This window comes from Mesorhizobium sp. WSM4976 (assembly GCF_029625685.1).
Taxonomy (GTDB): Bacteria; Pseudomonadota; Alphaproteobacteria; order Rhizobiales; family Rhizobiaceae; genus Mesorhizobium.
Window position 1 is genome coordinate 89,354 of the sequence record NZ_JARTVT010000010.1, and the last position, 17,541, is coordinate 106,894.

Below are 17,541 nucleotides of genomic sequence, written 5' to 3' on the forward strand. Positions count from 1 at the left end.
ATGCTTTAAATTTCATCACATGGGCAGAGAGACTGGCTGATCGGCCCTGTTGCAGGGCCATGGCAAAATGGGGCAAGGTCGCCGCGCAAACGAGCGACGTCATGGCCCTGAGAACGATCCTGAGTATCCTGCTTCTCCTGTCCGCCGCCGGCGGCGCCCGCGCCGATTTCACCGAGGGCAAGCTGCCCGACGGAGCCTATCACTGCGAGGTCTACCTGCTCGGCCTGTTCCTCGACCTCGGCGTGATCACCATCAAGTCCAACCTCTATAGTGGCCCGGTGACCTTCGGCGCCGCGCCGCCGCCTTACAATTACCAAATGAACCCCAATGGTGAGATCACCTGGCTCGGCCCGCTCGGCGGCTACACCAGCGGCGGCAATTCGATCTCGATCACCCAGGCGACGCTGGACGACCCGAACGGACCCTCCTTCGACATTATCATGAGACAGAAGGACGGCGCCTTCACCGCCTCGACGTGCACCAGAAGATAGGCCGCATAAAAATGGCGCGGAACCCTTTCGGGTCCCGCGCCAGCAGGCAGTCGGGAGGTCAAATAGTTTTGGCCGACATCTGCGCGGCGATGTAGTCGGCCTGGCGGATCGCCAGCGTCACGATGGTCAGCGTCGGGTTCTCCGCCGCGCCGCTGGTGAACTGGCTGCCGTCTGAGACGAACAGGTTCTTTATGTCGTGCGACTGGCCATGCTTGTTGACGACGCCGTCCTCGGGCTTCTCGCTCATCCGGTTGGTGCCGAGATTGTGGGTCGAAGGATAAGGCGGCGTCGGGAAGGTCCTGGTCGCGCCGACAGCGGCGTAGAGCGCCTGACCTTGGCTGTAGGCATGGTTTCGCATTGCCTCGTCGTTCGGATGATCGTCGAAATGGACGTCGGCGATCGGCATGCCGTGCTCGTCCTTCTCATCCTTGTGCAGCGTGATGCGGTTCTCCTCGCGCGGCATGTCCTCGCCGACGATCCAAAGACCAGCCATATGGTCGTAATGGTCGAGCGCCGTGGTGAATGAGCGGCCCCAGCCGCCGGGATTGAGGAAAGCCGCCATGAATGGCAGGCCGAGCGACAGCGTCTCCATCTCATAGCCGCCGACGAAGCCGCGCGACGGGTCGTGCCGCGCCTCGTCGCGGATGATGCCGGCCATGGTGGTGCCGCGATACATGTGCACCGGCTTGTCGAAGATGGCATAGACCGAGCCGGTGGTGTGGCGCATGTAGTTCTTGCCCACCTGCCCGGACGAGTTGGCGAGCCCGTGCGGGAATTTGGACGACTCCGAATTGAGCAGCAGGCGCGGGCTCTCGATCGAATTGCCGGCCACCGCGACGATGCGGGCCTTCTGCTCCTGCAGCTTGCCGTCCTTGTCGGCATAGACGACGCCGGTCACCTTGCCCGAAGCGTCATGATTGATCTTGATCGCCATCGAGTTAGGCCGCACCTCCAGATGCCCCGTCGCCTCGCCCTTTGGTATCTCGGTGTAGAGCGTCGACCATTTGGCGCCCCATTTGCAGCCCTGGAAGCAGAAGCCGGTCTGCTGGCAGGAGTTGCGGTCGTCGCGCTCGACCGAATTGATGGCCATGTTGCCGGTGTGGCATTCCTTGTAGCCAAGCTTGTCGGCGCCGGCCTTGAGCACCTTGAAATTGTTGTTGCCCGGCAGCCGTGGCCAGTTGTTGGTGCCGGTGACGCCCATCTTTGCTTCGGCCTTGGCGTAATAGGGCTCCATCTCGGCCAGCGTCACCGGCCAGTCCAGAAGGTTCGCGCCCTTGACCTTGCCGTAGGTCGTGGCCGCCTTGAACTCATGCTCCTGGAAGCGCAGCGAGGCGCCCGCCCAATGCGTGGTCGAGCCGCCGACCGATTTGACGATCCAGGCCGGCAGGTTCGGGAAATCCTTGGCGACTCGCCAGTCGCCCGAAGTGGTGCGCTTGTCCTTCCAGGCAAGCTGGGCGAAGGACTCCCACTCGTCGTTGATGAACTCCTCATATTCGTGGCGTGCGCCCGCCTCGAGGATGACGACGTCAATGCCTTTCTGCGCCAGTTCGTTGCCGAGGGTGCCGCCGCCCGCGCCGGAGCCGATGATGACGACCACGCCGTCGTTTTTGAGATCAAATGATGCTGCCATGGTTTCCTCCCATGAAATCTGTCGAAATGCTGTTCAGGGCAGAGCGGCTTAGAGCCACTCGATGTCGTTGAAGCCGCGTGCGATGTAGCCGCCCTTGGAATAGGACTCGCCCTCGTAACCGAAGATCGGCCACAGCTCCTTCTGGTTGTAGAGGCTGACGACAAGCCCGCCGCGCACCGCCTGGAAGAACGGCGTCCTCTCGATGCCGGTAAGCAGCGCGACCCGCTGCTCTTCCCAACCAATCCCGCGATAGCCACCCTTGCCGGCCTTCTTGTCGAGCTCGGCGATGCCCTTCTCGATCAGTTCCTTGTGGGCCGGGTCCTTGGCCGCCGTCTCGTCATGGCCTTTGACGGCGATGGCGTAATATTTGTCCGGCACCTGGTCATGCGGGTAGACGTCGCGCGCCACCTGGATCAGCGTCGCCATCGTTTCGGGCTTGAGCGCCGAGGTCTCGAGACCCCAGGCGTGTTCGGGACTGATGACGGCGCTGCCCGATATGATGAGCAGCGCGCCGGCGCCGCCGCGCTTGAGAAGCTCGCGCCGCGAAAGGCCTGATTTCTTCTCGTAACCCGGCTTCTTCTCGTAGACCGTAACCATGATTTCCTCCCTGCTTGCTGTTCGCACCCCCTGAGAGGGTGCCGTTGCTGGCGCCGCGCCTCTCCGCGGCGAATACCTCTATTGGAAGCGCCCTCCCCGCTGCAGCACCTCGATCTTGTAGCCGTCGGGATCCTCGATGAAGAAGAAGCGGGCGATCAGCGCCCCGTCGTGATTGAACTCGACGATCTTCTTCGGATTGAAGCCGAGCGCGCCGATCCGGTCGTGTTCGCTGTCGAGATCGGCGACCGAGACGGCGAGATGGCCGTAGCCGTCGCCAAGCGCGTAGGGCTCGGTGCGCCCCTTGTTCACGGTCAGCTCCACCTCGAAGGGCGAGTCGGCATTGCTGAGATAGATGAGCGTGAAGGTCTCGAAATCGAGCCGCTGCGCCACCTCGAGGCCGAAGGCCTTGTTGTAGAAATCGACGGACCGCGCCTCGTCGAGAACCCTGATCATGGAATGGATCGTCTTCGCCAAATCGGACTCCGCAGCTTTTCTTGATTTCGAAGCCGATTATGCGCGCCGGCGAAAAATGGTGGTGGCAGCCGATTACCACGCGTGCGGCTCGAAGATGGGTAGTCTCGCCCCGCGTAAGGACGAAAGTCTGATTGCCGTCGGCGGCTATCGGATCGAAGATGACAAACGCAGGCAGTGTTCCAAAAGGCGCCGGCTCACTCAATCGGCGCCCAAGACAAACAAGAAACGGGAGGTACCGATGTGCAGAGTCTTCGCCGGGCAGGATCCGGAAGGCTACCGCCAGATCAACAGGTCGATCCGCATCGATGGTCATTCGACCAGCATCCAGCTCGAGGCGACGTTCTGGGGTCTGCTCGACGAGATCGCCGACAGCCAGGGACTGACGACACCGAAATTCATCTCGAAGCTCTATGACGAGGCGATCGAGATCAACGGTCAGATCCCGAACTTCGCCTCCATGCTGCGCACGACCTGCGCGCTCTATCTGCGGGGCCACCGGCCCAATGCCGAGGAGCAGGCGGCGTTGAAACGTGAAGCCGCCTAACTCTCGGCCGCGACTTCGAGCGCCAGACGGGTCATGTCGGTGAAGAGGGCCTGACGCTCCGAATAGTCCGTCAGCTCGCCGGTGGCGATGTGATCGACCGCGGTTAGCAGCGACAGCGCCCGCGCGCCGAACTGCGCGGCAATGCGGTAGAGCGCGCTGGTTTCCATATCGACAGCCAGTGCCCCGAGTTCCCTCGGTTCGGCGAACCGGGCGCGGCCGTCGGGATGGTGGAACACGTCGCTGCAGATCGTCAGCCCGGCGCTGCAGGCGATGCCGAGATCGGCCGCGCTTCGCAGCACCAGCGCATGCAGCGCCGGGTCCGGTCCGGCCGCCCGGTACAGCCCGAACACCTGCCCACTGTTTGCGCCCTCAGACCGCACTTCGCTGGATATGACGAGACCACGCAGGGGTACCTCTTCCGACAAGCCGCCGCATGTGCCGGTGCGTATCAGCGTCTTCACGCCATAATAGTCGAGCAATTCATGGACGTAGATCAGGAAGGATGGAACGCCGAGCCGGTCGCCTGGATGCTGACCGGCCTGCCACGGAAGCGCCGGTGAAGCCCAGCGCGCCCCTTCGGCGGTTGACGCAGCGTGGTGCCTCGAGAAAGGTCTCCGCCATCCATTGGGCGCGCTCGGGGTCGCCCGGCAACAGCACCGTTTCGGCATAGTCGCCCCTGCCCGCCTCGATATGCGGCGTCACGCGCTACCACCCCATAATAGACCACCGGCCGCCATCATGGCAGGGCTGTCGCAATGTGCAAGCGATAGCTGATTTAGAAGCAATTCCAGCGATCTGTAAGGCGGTCAGGCGCCAGCGCCTTCGCCTTAGGTCGTCCGTCCACAGTTGCGTCGAAGCGGTCTAGGATTCCAGCACGTCCTTGACGATCGTCGCCAGTTGCTTGAGCGAGAACGGCTTCGGCAGGAAGCCGAAATGCGCGTCGGCCGGCAGGTTCTTGGCAAAGGCGTCCTCGGCATAACCCGAAACGAACACGAACTTGATGCCGGGCTGACGCTTGCGCAGCTCGCCGAGCAATGTCGGCCCGTCCATCTCCGGCATCACAACGTCGGACACGACGATGTCGACCTTGCCGCCGAGGGCCTCGAATACTTCCAGGGCCTCAACGCCGGAGGACGCCTCGTGCACGGTGTAACCGCGCGAGGTCAGCGCCCGCACCCCGCCCATGCGCACCGCGTCCTCGTCCTCGACCAGGAGCACGGTGGCCGAGCCGGACAGGTCCTTCGCGGTGTCGGCAGGCTTGGCCGGGGCCGCCACAGTAACCGGCGCGTCGCCAGGTTCGGCCTGCTTCTTCACTTCGGCGATGTGGCGCGGCAAGAAGATGCGGAACACCGTGCCCTTGCCGACCTCGGAATCGCAGAAAATAAAGCCGCCAGTCTGCTTGATGATGCCGTAGACCATCGACAGGCCGAGGCCGGTGCCCTTGCCCACTTCCTTGGTCGTGAAGAACGGCTCGAAAATCTTCTTCAGCACGTCGGGCGCAATGCCGCTGCCGGTGTCCTCGACGTCGACCAGCACATAGTCGGCCGGCGTCAGCTCGCGATAGGCGAAGGATTTGCACTCGTCCAACGTGACGTTGCGAGTGCGCACGGTAAGATCACCGCCGCCCGGCATGGCGTCGCGCGCATTGACGGCGAGATTGACCACCACCTGCTCGAACTGGCCGATATCGACTTTGACCGGCCAGAGGTCGCGCCCGTGGTCGATCTTCAGCTTGATGTCGTTGCCGACAAGCCGGGCGAGCAGCATCCGGAGATCGGCCAACACGTCGGTCAGGCTGAGCACTTCCGGCCGCAACGTCTGCTTGCGCGAGAACGCCAGCAATTGCCGCACGAGCGAGGCCGCTCGGTTGGCGTTCTGCTTGATGTTCATGATGTCGGGGAAGGACGGGTCCGACGGCCGGTGATTGGTCAAGAGCAGGTCGGACGCCATGATGATGGCGGTCAGCACGTTGTTGAAGTCATGCGCGATACCGCCGGCGAGCTGGCCGACGGCCTGCATCTTCTGGCTTTGCGCCATCTGGCCCTCGAGCGCCTTCTGCTCGGTGGTCTCGACCGCATAGACGATCGCCGATTCCTCGGCGCCCTCGCCACCCGCGGTATCGGCGACGGCATTGACGTAGAAGCGAATATGGCGCTCCTCGTTGCCCGGGAGCACCGAGTCGATCGGCTCGATATTGGCTTGCCGCTGCCGGGCCTTCTCAAAGGCGGCGGCGAAGGCCGGCCTGTCACGCTCGTGGACGATGGTCTCGAAGCGCACCCGCCGGTCGACGGCGTCGCGGTCGACCACGGATGAAAACAGCTGCAGGAACGGCGCGTTGGTGCGCAGGATGCGTCCGTTCGCATCGACGCCTGCAATAGCCATCGGCGTCGAGTTGAAGAAACGGGTGAAGCGAACTTCGGAGGCCCGAAGTTCCGCAGAGGCGTCCTCGCCCTGGGTGCGGTTGAGCACGATGGTACGGGTCGGGCCGTTCACGCCCTCGCGGCTTGCCGAAACCCGGTGCATGAAGCGCACCGGCAGCGCCTGGCCGCTCATGGTGGTGAGATCGAGGTCGATGACGGCGTTGCGGGTCGTGCCGGGATCGGCCTTGACCGAGCGGACCAGCGCCATGCCGTCGCCGGCGATGATTTCCGGCAGTGTGATGGCGCCCGGCGTGAAGGAGGCGAGGTCGATTCCCAGCCATTCGGCGAGCGTGGCGTTGATATAGGTGACGCGACCTTCCTGATCGGCCGAGAAGAACCCGGCCGGCGCGTGGTCGAGATGGTCGATGGCTTTCTGCAGGTCGAGGAAGAAACGCTCCTGCTCCGCTCGTTCCTGCGAGATGTCGGCAAGCTGCCAGGCCAGCATAGGCAGCCTTTGCCCGGGCATGCTGAAGGCGCGGGCGCGCGCCCGATACCAGCGCGCGCCGGGCTCTGCGCCAGGCTTGATTGACTGCGCAAGCCGGAACTCGCCGTCGCCGGCCTGGCCGTCGCGCAGTCCCGACGCCAGCCTGTAGATCGTCATCGAGGCCTCGGGGACATCCGACAAGAGCCCTTCGACGGTCTTGAGATCGGCCGCCGAGGCGGCGCCCGTCATATCGGCATAGGCGCGATTGGCATAGACGACGCGGCCCTTGGTGTCGGTCACCAGCAACCCCTGGGACATGGAGTCGACGAAGGCCTTCGACAATTCATCGCCGGTCGAACGCGGCGCGATCTGCACGAAGCCGATCGCAGTCGCGAACAGGAAGCCGACGCCGATCATGGCGAGCACGCCGAGCATGCCGAGCAGGAAAGGATCGCCGAGCCGCTCGCGGAACAGCCCGAAGACGATTGCCGCACCGGTCAGCACGACGATGAAGACGATGAGCCTGGTGACGGCGCCCGGACGCGTGTTCTGGTCGACGATCGGTACCGGATAGAAATCGCCGCGCGCTTCCTTGGCCATGTTCCCCCTGCTCGTGATTCCGGTGTCCGACGGGCGCGGACGGCCGGTTGAATCACATTCTCCTGTAACGGAAAAGGCCTCGGCGGCAAATGTCCGATAAAATCAATGATTCATGTTCAAACTGTTCACGATGGGTGATGTGAACTTGCGGCAGGCCGCCACAGCGGTCTAGTGTCGCCTCACCTCAAGAGGCGATTGGGTGCACCGATGCTGCAGTGGCTGGATAGCGTGGCGGGTCCGGGTTATGTCGCTGCAATCCTGTGGACGTTTGCAGCACTCATTTTGCTCGTCGTCGTCCTGCTCGTCATCAAGGTGGTGCGCAACCTGACCTTCGGCACTTTCGTGGCCGGCGGCAGGAACCGCAAGACGCGCCTCGCGGTCATGGACGCCACCGCCGTTGACAGCCATCGCAGGCTGGTGCTGGTGCGCCGCGACGACATCGAGCATCTGATCTTGATCGGCGGGCCGACCGATGTCGTGGTCGAGCGCGACATCCGGCTGGCAGCCCCCCGCCGTCCGGCCCTGACCGGCGACAGCGGCCAGCAGCAGGCAACCGCCGCGGCGCGCCCGCGCGCGCCACAGCCGGCACCTACGCCCGTGCCCGGGCCCGCCAGGCAAGCCCCGCCTCCCGCCCAGTCGGTTGCCGACGCACGCCCGCGCACGCCGGCGCCCGCGCCCAAGCCGGCCGCACCGAGCCAGCCGCCCGCGAAGGTCACGCCTCTGCCGAGCTACGGAACGACGAATGGCAGCGCCAGATATACGCCGCCGTCAAACGATTCCATCGACGACACACTGATGCACGAGCTCGAGACCTCTCTGGACGAAACGCACTCCCAGCCGGCAGCGTCAAGCAAACCCGCGCCCAAGCCTTCGCTCGATGACGAAATGGCCAAGCTGCTCGGCGAACTGGGCAGCCACAAGCGCTGACGCAACGGCAGCCTGCCGGTAAACGCGGGCAGTCCCGCGCCCTGAGCCCCGGAAACGAAAATGGCCGGAAATCCGGCCATTTTCTACGTTATCTTGCTTATTCAGCTCGCGTTAGTCGTCGCGATAGACCTTCTCGCGGCGCTCATGACGCTCCTGCGCCTCGATCGACAACGTCGCGATCGGGCGCGCGTCAAGTCGCTTCAGCGCGATCGGCTCCCCGGTTTCCTCGCAATAGCCGTAGGTGCCTTCGTCGATGCGCTGGAGCGCCGAGTCGATTTTCGAGATGAGCTTGCGTTGGCGATCGCGGGCGCGCAATTCGATGGCGCGGTCGGTTTCCGAGGAGGCGCGATCGGCAAGATCTGGGTGGTTGGCGTTTTCCTGCTGCAGGATTTCGAGAGTTTCGCGCGCTTCGCGGAGAATGTCGTTCTTCCAGGTGATGAGCTTATGGCGGAAGTACGATTTTTGCCGTTCGTTCATGAACGGCTCGTCTTCGGAGGGTACGTAATCGGCGGTAACGATGTCGTTCATTCGACTCACCCAACAACCCCAAATTTGGCGCCTATATATTCGGGGACAAGAGCCTGCACAAGCGGTATCGGCGACAGTTTCACGCAATTGTTAGTCTGGCATCGGCAGCTCCGGCAACGACGTTGTTTCAACGGCATAAAACGAATTCGCACATGATTCGTTGCAGTTGCTCGCACCGGCCATTGTGCATGGCGTGGTTCTGGTGACTAATCGCGCTTTGCCTGTTTGGTAGCGCCATGGGGGAACGGTTGAGCAGACTTTATCTGTTGCGACATGCCAAAGCCAGCTGGGCGCTGCCCGGCGTGCGCGATTTCGACCGCCCGCTCGACGAATCGGGCAAGGCTGATGCCGAGGCGATCGGAGAGGCCATGCGGGCCCGCAACTACGTGCCGGGCGTCACGCTTTGCTCCAACGCCAAACGGGCAAGGCAGACGCTGGAAGGCCTGGCGGGGCGCACCGACACCGGACGGGTCCTGTTTTTCGACACGCTCTACAGCGAGGATGCGGCCGGCTATCTCGACATCATCCGCAACAACGCCGGCGCCGACCAGCTTCTGGTGATCGGCCACAACCCCATGACCGAGGATCTAGCCATGGCGGTGTCGGGCGACGGCGACGAGGCAGCGCGCGGGATGATGAAGCACGGTTTTCCAACCTCCGGCCTCGCGGTGGTGCGTTTTCACGGCAATCTTGCCGAGGCGGCGCAGGGCAGCGGCTATCTCGAAGCCTTTCTCACGCCCGCCGACCTCTGAGGCCATTTCAAACGCCAGGTCCAGCGCCTATATCGGGCGCGGATGCGCAACCAGAGGCCTGATTTGGCATCATCGCTGACCACTTTCACCGACGAGGCAAGGATTGCGCTCGACACCTTGTCGGGCCGCGCCGCCGGGCTCTTCTCTCCGTCATTGCGTCTTGGCGTCACCGGCCTTTCCCGCGCCGGCAAGACGGTGTTCATCTCAGCCCTCGTCCACAACCTCATCCATGGCGGACGCCTGCCGCTCTTCGAAGCGCAGAAATCCGGCCGCATCGCCCGCGCGTTCCTCGAGGAGCAGCCGGACGATGCCGTTCCGCGTTTCCAGTACGAGGACCATGTCGCGGCTTTGGTGAACGACCGCGTCTGGCCGGCCTCCACGCGCGCCATCTCAGAACTGCGGCTCACCATCGAATATGAGTCGGCTTCCGGCTGGAACCGGTTGTTTTCAGCCGGGAGACTGTCTGTCGACATCGTCGATTATCCCGGCGAATGGCTGCTCGACCTGCCGCTGCTCGGCAAGTCCTTCGCCGATTTTTCGCGCGAGGCGGTCGAGTTGGCCGCCCTGCCCGTCCGTTCCGACCTGTCGCAGGCCTGGCGCGAGCTGGCTTCCACCATCAACCCCGATGCTGACGCAGACGAGATGATTGCGCGGCGCCTGGCCGAAAGCTTCGCCGCCTATCTCAAGGCCTGCAAGCTCGACGAGCGGGCCCTGTCGACGCTGCCGCCCGGCCGTTTCCTGATGCCAGGCGATCTCGAAGGCTCGCCGGCGCTCACGTTCGCCCCGCTGATGACGCTCGCGCAAGGCCGGCCCCGCTCTGGATCGCTGCATGCGATGATGGAGCGCCGCTACGAGGCCTACAAGGCGCATGTCGTCAAACCGTTCTTTCGCGAGCACATCACCCGCCTCGACCGGCAGATCGTGCTGATCGACGCCATGCAGGCGCTCAATGCCGGCCCGGCCGCCATGGCCGATCTGGAACGCGCCGTCACCGAGATCCTGTCCTGCTTCCGGCCCGGACGCGGCAATTTCCTCACCGACTTCTTCTCGCGCCGCATCGACCGCATCCTGGTCGCCGCGACCAAGGCGGACCATCTGCATCACGAAAGCCACGACCGGCTGCAGGCGATCGTGCGGCGGCTGACCGACCGCGCGGTGGCGCGGGCGAACTTCAGCGGTGCCGCGGTCGACGTCGTCGCCATGGCCGCGGTTCGCTCGACCCGCGAAGGCACAGTGAAGCAAGGTCGCGAGACGCTGCCGGTCATCATCGGCACCCCGCTGAAGGGCGAGACGATCAATGGCGAAACGTTCGACGGAAAGGCCGAAACCGCAATATTCCCGGGCGATTTGCCGGAAAAGGTCGATGCGGTGTTCGACAGTTCCGGATCATCGCCCGACAGCGCCGAACCGGCGATCCGCTTCGTGCGGTTCCGCTCGCCGAAGCTCGAGCGCACCGCTGAAGGGGTCACGCTGTCATTGCCGCATATCCGGCTTGACCGCGCGCTGCAGTTCCTGATCGGAGATCATTTGGCATGACCGCGCCCCGCAAACCGGCGGCCTTCCGCATCGAGCCTGAGACCGAGCCGAAGCCGCAAGCCGCGCAGAGCCGCATCGCCGAGAAACAGCCGGCGCGCACGCCGCGCGCCGCAAGGACCGATGTGGCGGTCGTGGTCCCCTCGGAGGTCGACGTTTTCGACGAGCCTGACATCGATGCCGCGGCCCCGGCACCAGCGACCGCGCCGAAAAAGCGTTCGCTGCTGGCGCGGCTGTTCTTCGGCGCCCTCAGCGTGCTCGTCTCGCTTGCGGTCGGCCTCTGGGCCGACCAGCTGGTCCGCGACCTCTTTGCGCGCGCCGAATGGCTCGGCTGGCTGGCGGCGGGCATGGCGGCAATCGCGCTTTTGTCGCTGATCATTATCCTAATCCGCGAGTTCCTTGCTATTGCCCGCCTTGCCGAAGTCGAAAAGATGCAGAAGCGGGCCCTGGATGCCGTGGCGCGCGACGATCCAAAGGCGGCGCGCGCTTTGGTCGACGAGCTTTCGGCCTTCGTCGCGTCGAAGCCCGAGACCGCCGCCGGGCGCCGTTCGCTCGCCGAATTGCGCGGCGAGATCATCGACGGCGCCAATCTGGTGCGGCTCGCCGAGACCGAGATCCTGTCGCCTCTCGATCATCGCGCCAAGGTCATGATCCTTGAGGCCGCGAAACGCGTGTCGCTTATAACGGCGGTCAGCCCCCGCGCGCTGGTCGACATTGCCTATGTCGTATTCGAGGCGGGCCGCCTGATCCGGCGACTGTCCGAGGTTTATGGCGGCCGCCCAGGCACCCTAGGCTTCTTCCGGCTGGCGCGTGGCGTGCTTGCGCATCTGGCGGTGACCGGTTCGATCGCGGTGGGCGACAGTTTCGTGCAGCAGATCGTCGGCCATGGGCTTGCCGCAAAGCTTTCGGCGAAGCTCGGCGAAGGGGTCGTCAACGGCATGATGACGGCGCGCATCGGCATCGCGGCGATGGAAACCGCCCGCCCCTTGCCGTTCATCGCCGTGAAGCGCCCGGGCCTCGGGGATTTCCTTTCGGCCCTGACGTCCTTCGCGGTCAAGAAAGACGGCCAGGCGGAGCAATAGGGTAGACGCGAAAGCCGCCGGCGGAGCCGAATGATTTCAGGTCGAATCGACCTGCAATCTGAATCCTGCTCCAATCAAAGAAGTGGAGCTTGATGTAGTCCGAAAACCGCTTCACACTCTTCGGCGTCATGCTCCAGTGACGAAGCATTAACCAATCTTCGCCATGGTCCATCAGGTCCAAGAACAGACTCTGTCGTGCCGGGTGTCGTCTATGAGAAGCGTAATCTTGTCCTGCGTGCTGCCTGCGACAGTTGCGATTGTCGCGCCGCTCGGATTGGTCGAAAAGGCCTTCGGGGCAGAACCGGACAAGCAGTTCTTTCGCTCCGTCGAAGGCAGATGGGTCGGCCCCGGCGAGATCATCGCCGGCAAGTACAAGGGCACCAAATTCACCTGCGATTTCAATGGTTCGACGCCCGCCAGCAAGCTCGGCATGACGCTTGACGGTGGCTGCCGGGTCGGCGTGTTCACGCAAAAGATGTCCGCCAGCGTCGAGCGCAAGGGCCGCGACGGTTACAGGGGCACCTTCATGGGCGGCTCGACCGAAAGCGGCATGGACATTGTCGGCGGCAATGTCGTCGACGCCCAGAAGGTCGTCTTCACCATCAACCGCAAGCAGTTGAATGGCGTCATGCAGGCGCGTGTGCCTGACGGCAATTCAATGACAGTGACGGTGGCCGTGCGCGTCAACGATCAGCTGGTGCCGGTCATCGGCATGAACCTGAAGCGGGTCGATTCGGTCGAAGTTGGCGCCATCGCCAAGAACTGATCCGGTGCGGCCCCTATAGCCGCACCCACCACCTGCGAAGAAGACGGCTCAGCTCAAAGTCGGGAAGTGGCAGGCCACTTTGCGGCCTGGACGATGTTCCTTCAGTTCCGGCCGCTCCGAACGGCATCGATCAACCGCGATCGGGCATCGCGGGTGGAAACGGCATCCCAACGGAGGTTTCAGCGGGCTCGGCACATCGCCGGTGAGGATGATGCGCTTGCGCGTTCCGCTCGGCGTCGTCTCGACGACCGGAACCGCCGAGATCAGCGCCTGGCTGTAAGGATGGACCGGCGTCGCGAACACCTCCTCCGCCGGTCCCTCCTCGACGATCGAGCCGAGATACATGACGGCGATGCGTGTCGAGACCTGGCGAACCACCGAGAGGTCGTGGGCAATGAAGATATAGGTGAGCTTCAGCTTCTCCTGCAGGTCGGCGAGCAGGTTGACGATCTGGGCCTGCACCGACACGTCGAGCGCCGAGACTGGCTCGTCGAGCACGACGAGGTCGGGGTTCAACGCGATCGCCCGCGCGATGCCGACGCGCTGGCGTTGGCCGCCTGAGAACTCGTGCGGATAGCGCATCACATGGTCCGGCAGCAGTCCGACCAGCTCGAACAGCTCCGCCACGCGCGCGGTGATCTCGGGTGACGAAAGCCTGCCGTGGATGCGCAGCGGCTCGGCGACGAGATCGCCGACGCGCCGACGGGGATTGAGCGAGGCCGAGGGATCCTGGAAGACCATCTGCAGGCGCCGCCGCAGCGGCCTGAGCTCGGACAGCGACTTCGAGGTGATGTCGTCGCCCTCGAACAGAAGCTTCCCGTCGGTGATGTCGTAGAGCCGAACCAGGCAGCGCGCCAGCGTGGACTTGCCGCATCCGGATTCGCCCACGAGGCCGACCGTCTCGCCGCGCCGCACGATCAGCGAGACATTGTCCACGGCGTGGATGGTCCGCCTGCCCTCCGCGGAAAACCGGGTTCCGATCGAAAAGCGCTTGGCCAGCGAGCGCGTCTCGAGGATCGGTCGATGTATATCTATCATTGACCCGCTCATGCTTGCGCCACCCGAAAGCATGCGGCGGCATGCGCGTCCTTGCCGAGACCCGGCTTGCCGGCCTCGCAAGGCCCGTAGCGCACCGGACAGCGCGGACCGAAGGCGCAGCCTTGCGGCAGCCGCAGCAAGGAGGGCGGCGAACCGGGGATCGCCGGCAGGCGGCGGGGCTTTTGGCCGGTCAGCGGCGGGATCGAACCGAGCAATGCGCTCGTGTAAGGGTGCCGGGGGTCCGAAAACAGCTCCGTGCGGGTGCCGCGCTCCACCACGCGGCCGGCATACATGACCATGACGCGGTCAGCGAGCTCGGAGACGACACCCATGTCATGCGTGATGAAGACCACGGCCGATCTATGCTTCGCGCGCAATCTGCGTACGAGGTCGAGGATGCCGGCCTGCACCGTGACGTCGAGCGCGGTGGTCGGCTCGTCCGCAACCAGCAGCGCCGGATCGCAGGACAAGGCCATCGCGATCACCGCCCGCTGCCGCATGCCGCCGGAAAGCTGGTGCGGATAGCGCGACATCGCCTCATGCGGGTCCAGCACGACGCTCGATGACTGTACCTTGATCATGCGCGAGGTGATAAACGGCGCGGGGATCGCTCTGGCCGACACCATGATGGCGCAGGATCTTCTCCAGCAAGGCAAGCTTGTGACCCCCTTCAGCGCCCGCCACACCTATCCGGCCCGCATCTACCTGCACCAGCGCCGCAGCATCGGAAACAAGCCGGGCACCGGCCTGTTCCAGGACTGGCTGCTCGCCGAGATCGCCGACCATAAGCCAACGATGGGTATCGGGTAGCGTATCCGAAAGGCGTGCCGGCCGAAGCGCCGCGCAAGAAAAAGGCGGCGGCCGACCGGCCACCGCCTTCGCATTTGTCGACGGCTGGGCTCAACCCTTGATGGTGGCGGTCAGCTCATCATAGGCCTTGCAAGCTTCGTCGAGCGTCGTCGCGCCCTGATACTTCGTCGTCACGGCCTGCACCTTGGCGGTCAGATCGGCTGCCTTGCTCGGGTCCTTGGTGATGGCTTCCTGGAGGGCGGCAGCCATGTCCTGCGCCTTCTTGGCGGCCATTTCCTGCGTGCATTGCGGCCCCTTGGAGCAAGCCGAACCGGCCAACGCCGCAACACCGACGGCAACGAGCAAAAACTTCTTCATGTCAATCATCTCCTCAAAAAAGGCAGCCGCCCATCGCGGCTGCCCCCAACGGCCGAAGCCGAGCGTGCCATAACCTCTGATTGTGGCGGCGCGCAACAATCGGGCCGCATAAACTTGTGTAACCAGGCTGCAATATCGCGGCGTTCCGGATTCAGGCCGACCAGTACATGTAAAACATCAATCTGAGGCGCGTCGCATGAGGCCGTTCACCTGCGAGGCTGTAGCAGCGCCAGCACGACCGTCGAGGCGGCAAGGACCACGGTAAGGGTCAACGGTCCCGAGGCACCATAGGTGTCCACGACATAGCCGCCGACAACCGCGCCGGTTGTGATGGCAACCTGGAAAGAGACGACCATCAGGCTGCCCGCTGCTTCCAGCGCATCAGGCGCCGCGCGGGACAGGTTGGTCGGCAGCACCACCGGCGCCATGCCGAATGCCAAGCCCCAAAGCGTGACGAATCCGAAGGCAACCGCGATGTGCACGCCCCAAAGCACCAACGCCAGAGTCGAAAACGCCATCAGCGCCGCGGTGCCCACGAGAGCCATGTGGATATCGGCGTCGGCCATGCGGCCGCCGGCAACATTGCCGATCACAGCGGCGATGCCAAAGCCGAGCAGGGCCATGGCAATTGGCCCGGTTGCCAGGAGCGTCACATGTTCGAGGAAGGGGCGTACATAGACCGAGCCGGCAAAATGCCCTGTCATCAGCAAAAGGATGGCCAGCATGCCGAGCTGGATGCCACGCCGCCGCGTCAGCCGAAAAACATCCGAAAGGCTATTGCTGGCTGTGGCAGGCAAGGTTGGCAGGCTAACCAACTGCAGCAGCATCGCAATCACGGCCAGCCCCGCCGTCAAGGCCATGGCGCTGCGCCATCCCAGCCAGTCGCTGATCAACGCACCCGCCGACGGTGCGGCAATGGTGGCTAGCGAGACGCCGAGGGTGACGATGCCCATGCCCCGACCTGTGGCATTGGCGCCAACCAGCCTGGCCACGACGGCAACCGAGAGTGCCCAGAATGCGCTGAGAGCGATTCCGAGCCCAGCCCGGCCCAACAGCAACAGCCAGAAATTGGGCGCCAGCGCTGCAAGGAGGTTGGAGCCGACCGCCAACGCGCTGAGGCCAACCAGCACCGTCTTGCGGTTCAATCGGCCGATGAGAACATTGCTCAACATGGCCGTCACGGCGCCGACTGAAGCGGTGGCGGTGACGACCTGTCCGGCCGTTCCTTCGCTGATGCCGAGATCGCGCGCCATTGGCGTCAGCAGACCTGCCGGCAGGAATTCGGCTGACACCAGGGCAAAGCTGGTGGCCGCCAATGAAATGACCGAGAACCAGGTGGCTGCGTTCCACGTGGTTGGCGCAGCGGTATCGAGGTCTGACGCCGCGTCTTCAAGCTGTAATGTTGTGTCTGTCACTGAAAGATCTCCAAGGAATGGAGGTCTTCAAATAGACGAGTCCTTTCGGATTATATGTATCTTAAAATCCGAAATTCATGTCCGTTCGTCCGGGAATTGTGCGACGCACAACGCCTGGCGAGACATTGGTGATGCGTTTGAACGCGCGCGCGAAGGATGCTTCGCTGTCATAGCCCAAACGGGTAGCGACCTCGGCAACCGACAGGCCGTTTTGCCCCAGCAACTCGCGCGCAACCTGCATGCGCAGACGGGCGAGATAGTGGGCGGCGCCCTCCCCCAGCACAGCGCTGAAGCGCTCGGCGAAAATCGAGCGCGATTGGCCTGCCAGGCTAGCAAGGCTTTCCAAGGTCCAGTTATGGCCGGGGTCTCGGTGCATGGCTGCCAGCGCACGGCCGATATGGGGGTCGCGGATGGCGGCGAGCCAACCGGTGGTCGAAGCTCCCGTGCAATTGACCCAGCAGCGGATGAGCCGGGCTGTCAGCAAGTCCGCCATGCGCGACAGAATCGTGGCGCTACCCATCTGCGGTTGCGCGGCCTCGGCCGTCATGGCCGCCAGCAAAGGACGCACGACCGGGTCATTGCCGGCCACGTCGCAGCCTTTGATGATCGGCGGCATCAACGTGATCAATGGATTGAGCGCACAGACGCCCAAAGCCATGGAGCCGCAGAAAAGTGTGCTTGTCGCGCCCGTCCCTTCCCGCACCACCTCGCAGACATTGCTCCCCAACTTGGTCACCTGGCAGCCCTCGAGCGAGTCGCCGACGACGTCCGGCGCACTGGCCAGCCGATGGGCGATGCCTTGTGGCAGCAGCGCCAGATCGCCATCGCGCAACTCCTGCCAGCCCTCAGCTTCGGTATGAATCCAGCACGGACCCTGGCCGACAAAGTGAAAGCGCAGAAGCTTCTGTTGCGGAAACGCGATGCTCCATGGATGTCGCAGCTCGCAGCGGCCATAGTTGACGCCACTCAAGCGAAAGTCCTGCAGGACCTCGCTGAGCGCATCCATCGGGATATGTGGAGGCGGGCGGGACGAATAGTCAGACATCTGGTCACCATAGATGCTGAACGTCCGACCAGCAAGCGAAGACCGCCTCGACGGCACCCTACCCTTCCTGGCAGGCCTCCCGGCCTTGCCTCTCCCTCCCGGGGCATG

At 64.0% G+C, this 17,541-nt stretch carries 18 protein-coding genes and 2 pseudogenes; 8 read left to right on the top strand and 12 right to left on the bottom strand.

Translation table 11 applies throughout. The features are described from left to right. The first annotated feature begins 101 nt into the window (after nt 1-101). On the top strand, nt 102-491 hold the full coding sequence (locus tag P9272_RS14110) for a hypothetical protein (RefSeq protein ID WP_278161006.1): 390 nt from the start codon (nt 102-104) through the stop codon (nt 489-491). A gap of 58 nt (nt 492-549) precedes the next feature. Here the strand turns inward: P9272_RS14110 and P9272_RS14115 are convergent, their stop codons facing one another. The 3 genes from P9272_RS14115 to P9272_RS14125 form a co-directional block, all read right to left on the bottom strand. Continuing rightward, entirely contained in the window at nt 550-2,121 is a 1,572-nt protein-coding gene (locus tag P9272_RS14115) for a GMC family oxidoreductase (RefSeq protein WP_128259190.1), read from the bottom strand. 48 nt (nt 2,122-2,169) lie between these two features. Beyond that, nucleotides 2,170-2,718 (bottom strand): gluconate 2-dehydrogenase subunit 3 family protein, encoded by a 549-nt coding sequence (locus P9272_RS14120; protein WP_128259191.1) that lies wholly within the window; start codon nt 2,716-2,718, stop codon nt 2,170-2,172. Between the two features lie 78 nt (nt 2,719-2,796). Further along, nucleotides 2,797-3,192, bottom strand: coding sequence for a VOC family protein (locus tag P9272_RS14125; RefSeq protein ID WP_128259192.1), 396 nt, complete (start codon nt 3,190-3,192; stop codon nt 2,797-2,799). 238 nt (nt 3,193-3,430) lie between these two features. Between P9272_RS14125 and P9272_RS14130 the strand changes: the two genes are divergently transcribed. Further along, nucleotides 3,431-3,736 (top strand): ribbon-helix-helix domain-containing protein, encoded by a 306-nt coding sequence (locus tag P9272_RS14130; RefSeq protein WP_127253710.1) that lies wholly within the window; start codon nt 3,431-3,433, stop codon nt 3,734-3,736. On the opposite strand, the pseudogene P9272_RS14135 reads toward P9272_RS14130, so the two are convergent. Continuing rightward, nucleotides 3,733-4,438 (bottom strand): annotated as a pseudogene (locus P9272_RS14135) (DeoD-type purine-nucleoside phosphorylase). The gene P9272_RS14130 and the pseudogene P9272_RS14135 sit on opposite strands and share 4 nt — an antisense overlap. A gap of 159 nt (nt 4,439-4,597) precedes the next feature. Beyond that, nucleotides 4,598-7,180 carry a PAS domain-containing sensor histidine kinase gene (locus P9272_RS14140; protein WP_278161007.1) on the bottom strand — a complete coding sequence of 861 codons (2,583 nt, stop codon included), beginning with the start codon at nt 7,178-7,180 and terminating at the stop codon, nt 4,598-4,600. Between the two features lie 207 nt (nt 7,181-7,387). Here P9272_RS14140 and P9272_RS14145 point away from each other — a divergent pair, with 207 nt between their 5' ends. After that, nucleotides 7,388-8,107 (top strand): flagellar biosynthetic protein FliO, encoded by a 720-nt coding sequence (locus tag P9272_RS14145; RefSeq protein ID WP_278161008.1) that lies wholly within the window; start codon nt 7,388-7,390, stop codon nt 8,105-8,107. A 111-nt stretch (nt 8,108-8,218) separates the two neighbouring features. Here the strand turns inward: P9272_RS14145 and dksA are convergent, their stop codons facing one another. Beyond that, on the bottom strand, nt 8,219-8,635 hold the full coding sequence (gene dksA, locus P9272_RS14150; protein WP_128257174.1) for an RNA polymerase-binding protein DksA: 417 nt from the start codon (nt 8,633-8,635) through the stop codon (nt 8,219-8,221). Between the two features lie 248 nt (nt 8,636-8,883). On the opposite strand from dksA, the gene P9272_RS14155 reads away from it, so the two are divergent. The 3 genes from P9272_RS14155 to P9272_RS14165 all read left to right on the top strand — a co-directional run bounded on the left by P9272_RS14155 (nt 8,884) and on the right by P9272_RS14165 (nt 12,002). Further along, on the top strand, nt 8,884-9,387 hold the full coding sequence (locus P9272_RS14155; RefSeq protein WP_128257175.1) for a histidine phosphatase family protein: 504 nt from the start codon (nt 8,884-8,886) through the stop codon (nt 9,385-9,387). 63 nt (nt 9,388-9,450) lie between these two features. Then, the gene (locus P9272_RS14160; RefSeq protein WP_278161009.1) at nt 9,451-10,923 is read left to right on the top strand and encodes a YcjX family protein; all 1,473 of its coding nucleotides are present in this window, start codon (nt 9,451-9,453) and stop codon (nt 10,921-10,923) included. Then, nucleotides 10,920-12,002: a TIGR01620 family protein gene (locus P9272_RS14165; protein WP_278161010.1), complete on the top strand. Its 1,083-nt coding sequence runs from the start codon at nt 10,920-10,922 to the stop codon at nt 12,000-12,002. The genes P9272_RS14160 and P9272_RS14165 overlap by 4 nt, the downstream gene beginning before the upstream one ends. Here P9272_RS14165 and P9272_RS14170 read toward each other — a convergent pair. Then, nucleotides 11,974-12,183 (bottom strand): hypothetical protein, encoded by a 210-nt coding sequence (locus P9272_RS14170; protein ID WP_278161011.1) that lies wholly within the window; start codon nt 12,181-12,183, stop codon nt 11,974-11,976. The two genes, P9272_RS14165 and P9272_RS14170, sit on opposite strands and share 29 nt — an antisense overlap. 30 nt (nt 12,184-12,213) lie before the next feature. Between P9272_RS14170 and P9272_RS14175 the strand changes: the two genes are divergently transcribed. Next, entirely contained in the window at nt 12,214-12,768 is a 555-nt protein-coding gene (locus P9272_RS14175; protein WP_278161013.1) for a hypothetical protein, read from the top strand. Nucleotides 12,769-12,816: 48 nt separating this feature from the next. Here the strand turns inward: P9272_RS14175 and P9272_RS14180 are convergent, their stop codons facing one another. Then, nucleotides 12,817-13,806 (bottom strand): oligopeptide/dipeptide ABC transporter ATP-binding protein, encoded by a 990-nt coding sequence (locus P9272_RS14180; protein ID WP_278161014.1) that lies wholly within the window; start codon nt 13,804-13,806, stop codon nt 12,817-12,819. 8 nt (nt 13,807-13,814) lie between these two features. Further along, nucleotides 13,815-14,354 (bottom strand): annotated as a pseudogene (locus P9272_RS14185) (ABC transporter ATP-binding protein); the annotation flags it as partial. A 25-nt stretch (nt 14,355-14,379) separates the two neighbouring features. Between P9272_RS14185 and P9272_RS14190 the strand changes: the two are divergent. Continuing rightward, complete coding sequence (locus P9272_RS14190) at nt 14,380-14,616, top strand: hypothetical protein (RefSeq protein ID WP_278161015.1); 237 nt, start codon at nt 14,380-14,382, stop codon at nt 14,614-14,616. Between the two features lie 90 nt (nt 14,617-14,706). Here the strand turns inward: P9272_RS14190 and P9272_RS14195 are convergent, their stop codons facing one another. The 3 genes from P9272_RS14195 to P9272_RS14205 form a co-directional block, all read right to left on the bottom strand. Further along, entirely contained in the window at nt 14,707-15,072 is a 366-nt protein-coding gene (locus P9272_RS14195) for a hypothetical protein (RefSeq protein WP_278161016.1), read from the bottom strand. Between the two features lie 107 nt (nt 15,073-15,179). Then, the gene (locus P9272_RS14200; RefSeq protein ID WP_128257185.1) at nt 15,180-16,388 is read right to left on the bottom strand and encodes an MFS transporter; all 1,209 of its coding nucleotides are present in this window, start codon (nt 16,386-16,388) and stop codon (nt 15,180-15,182) included. A 61-nt stretch (nt 16,389-16,449) separates the two neighbouring features. Continuing rightward, complete coding sequence (locus P9272_RS14205) at nt 16,450-17,433, bottom strand: AraC family transcriptional regulator (protein ID WP_278161017.1); 984 nt, start codon at nt 17,431-17,433, stop codon at nt 16,450-16,452. Nucleotides 17,434-17,541 lie beyond the last annotated feature (108 nt).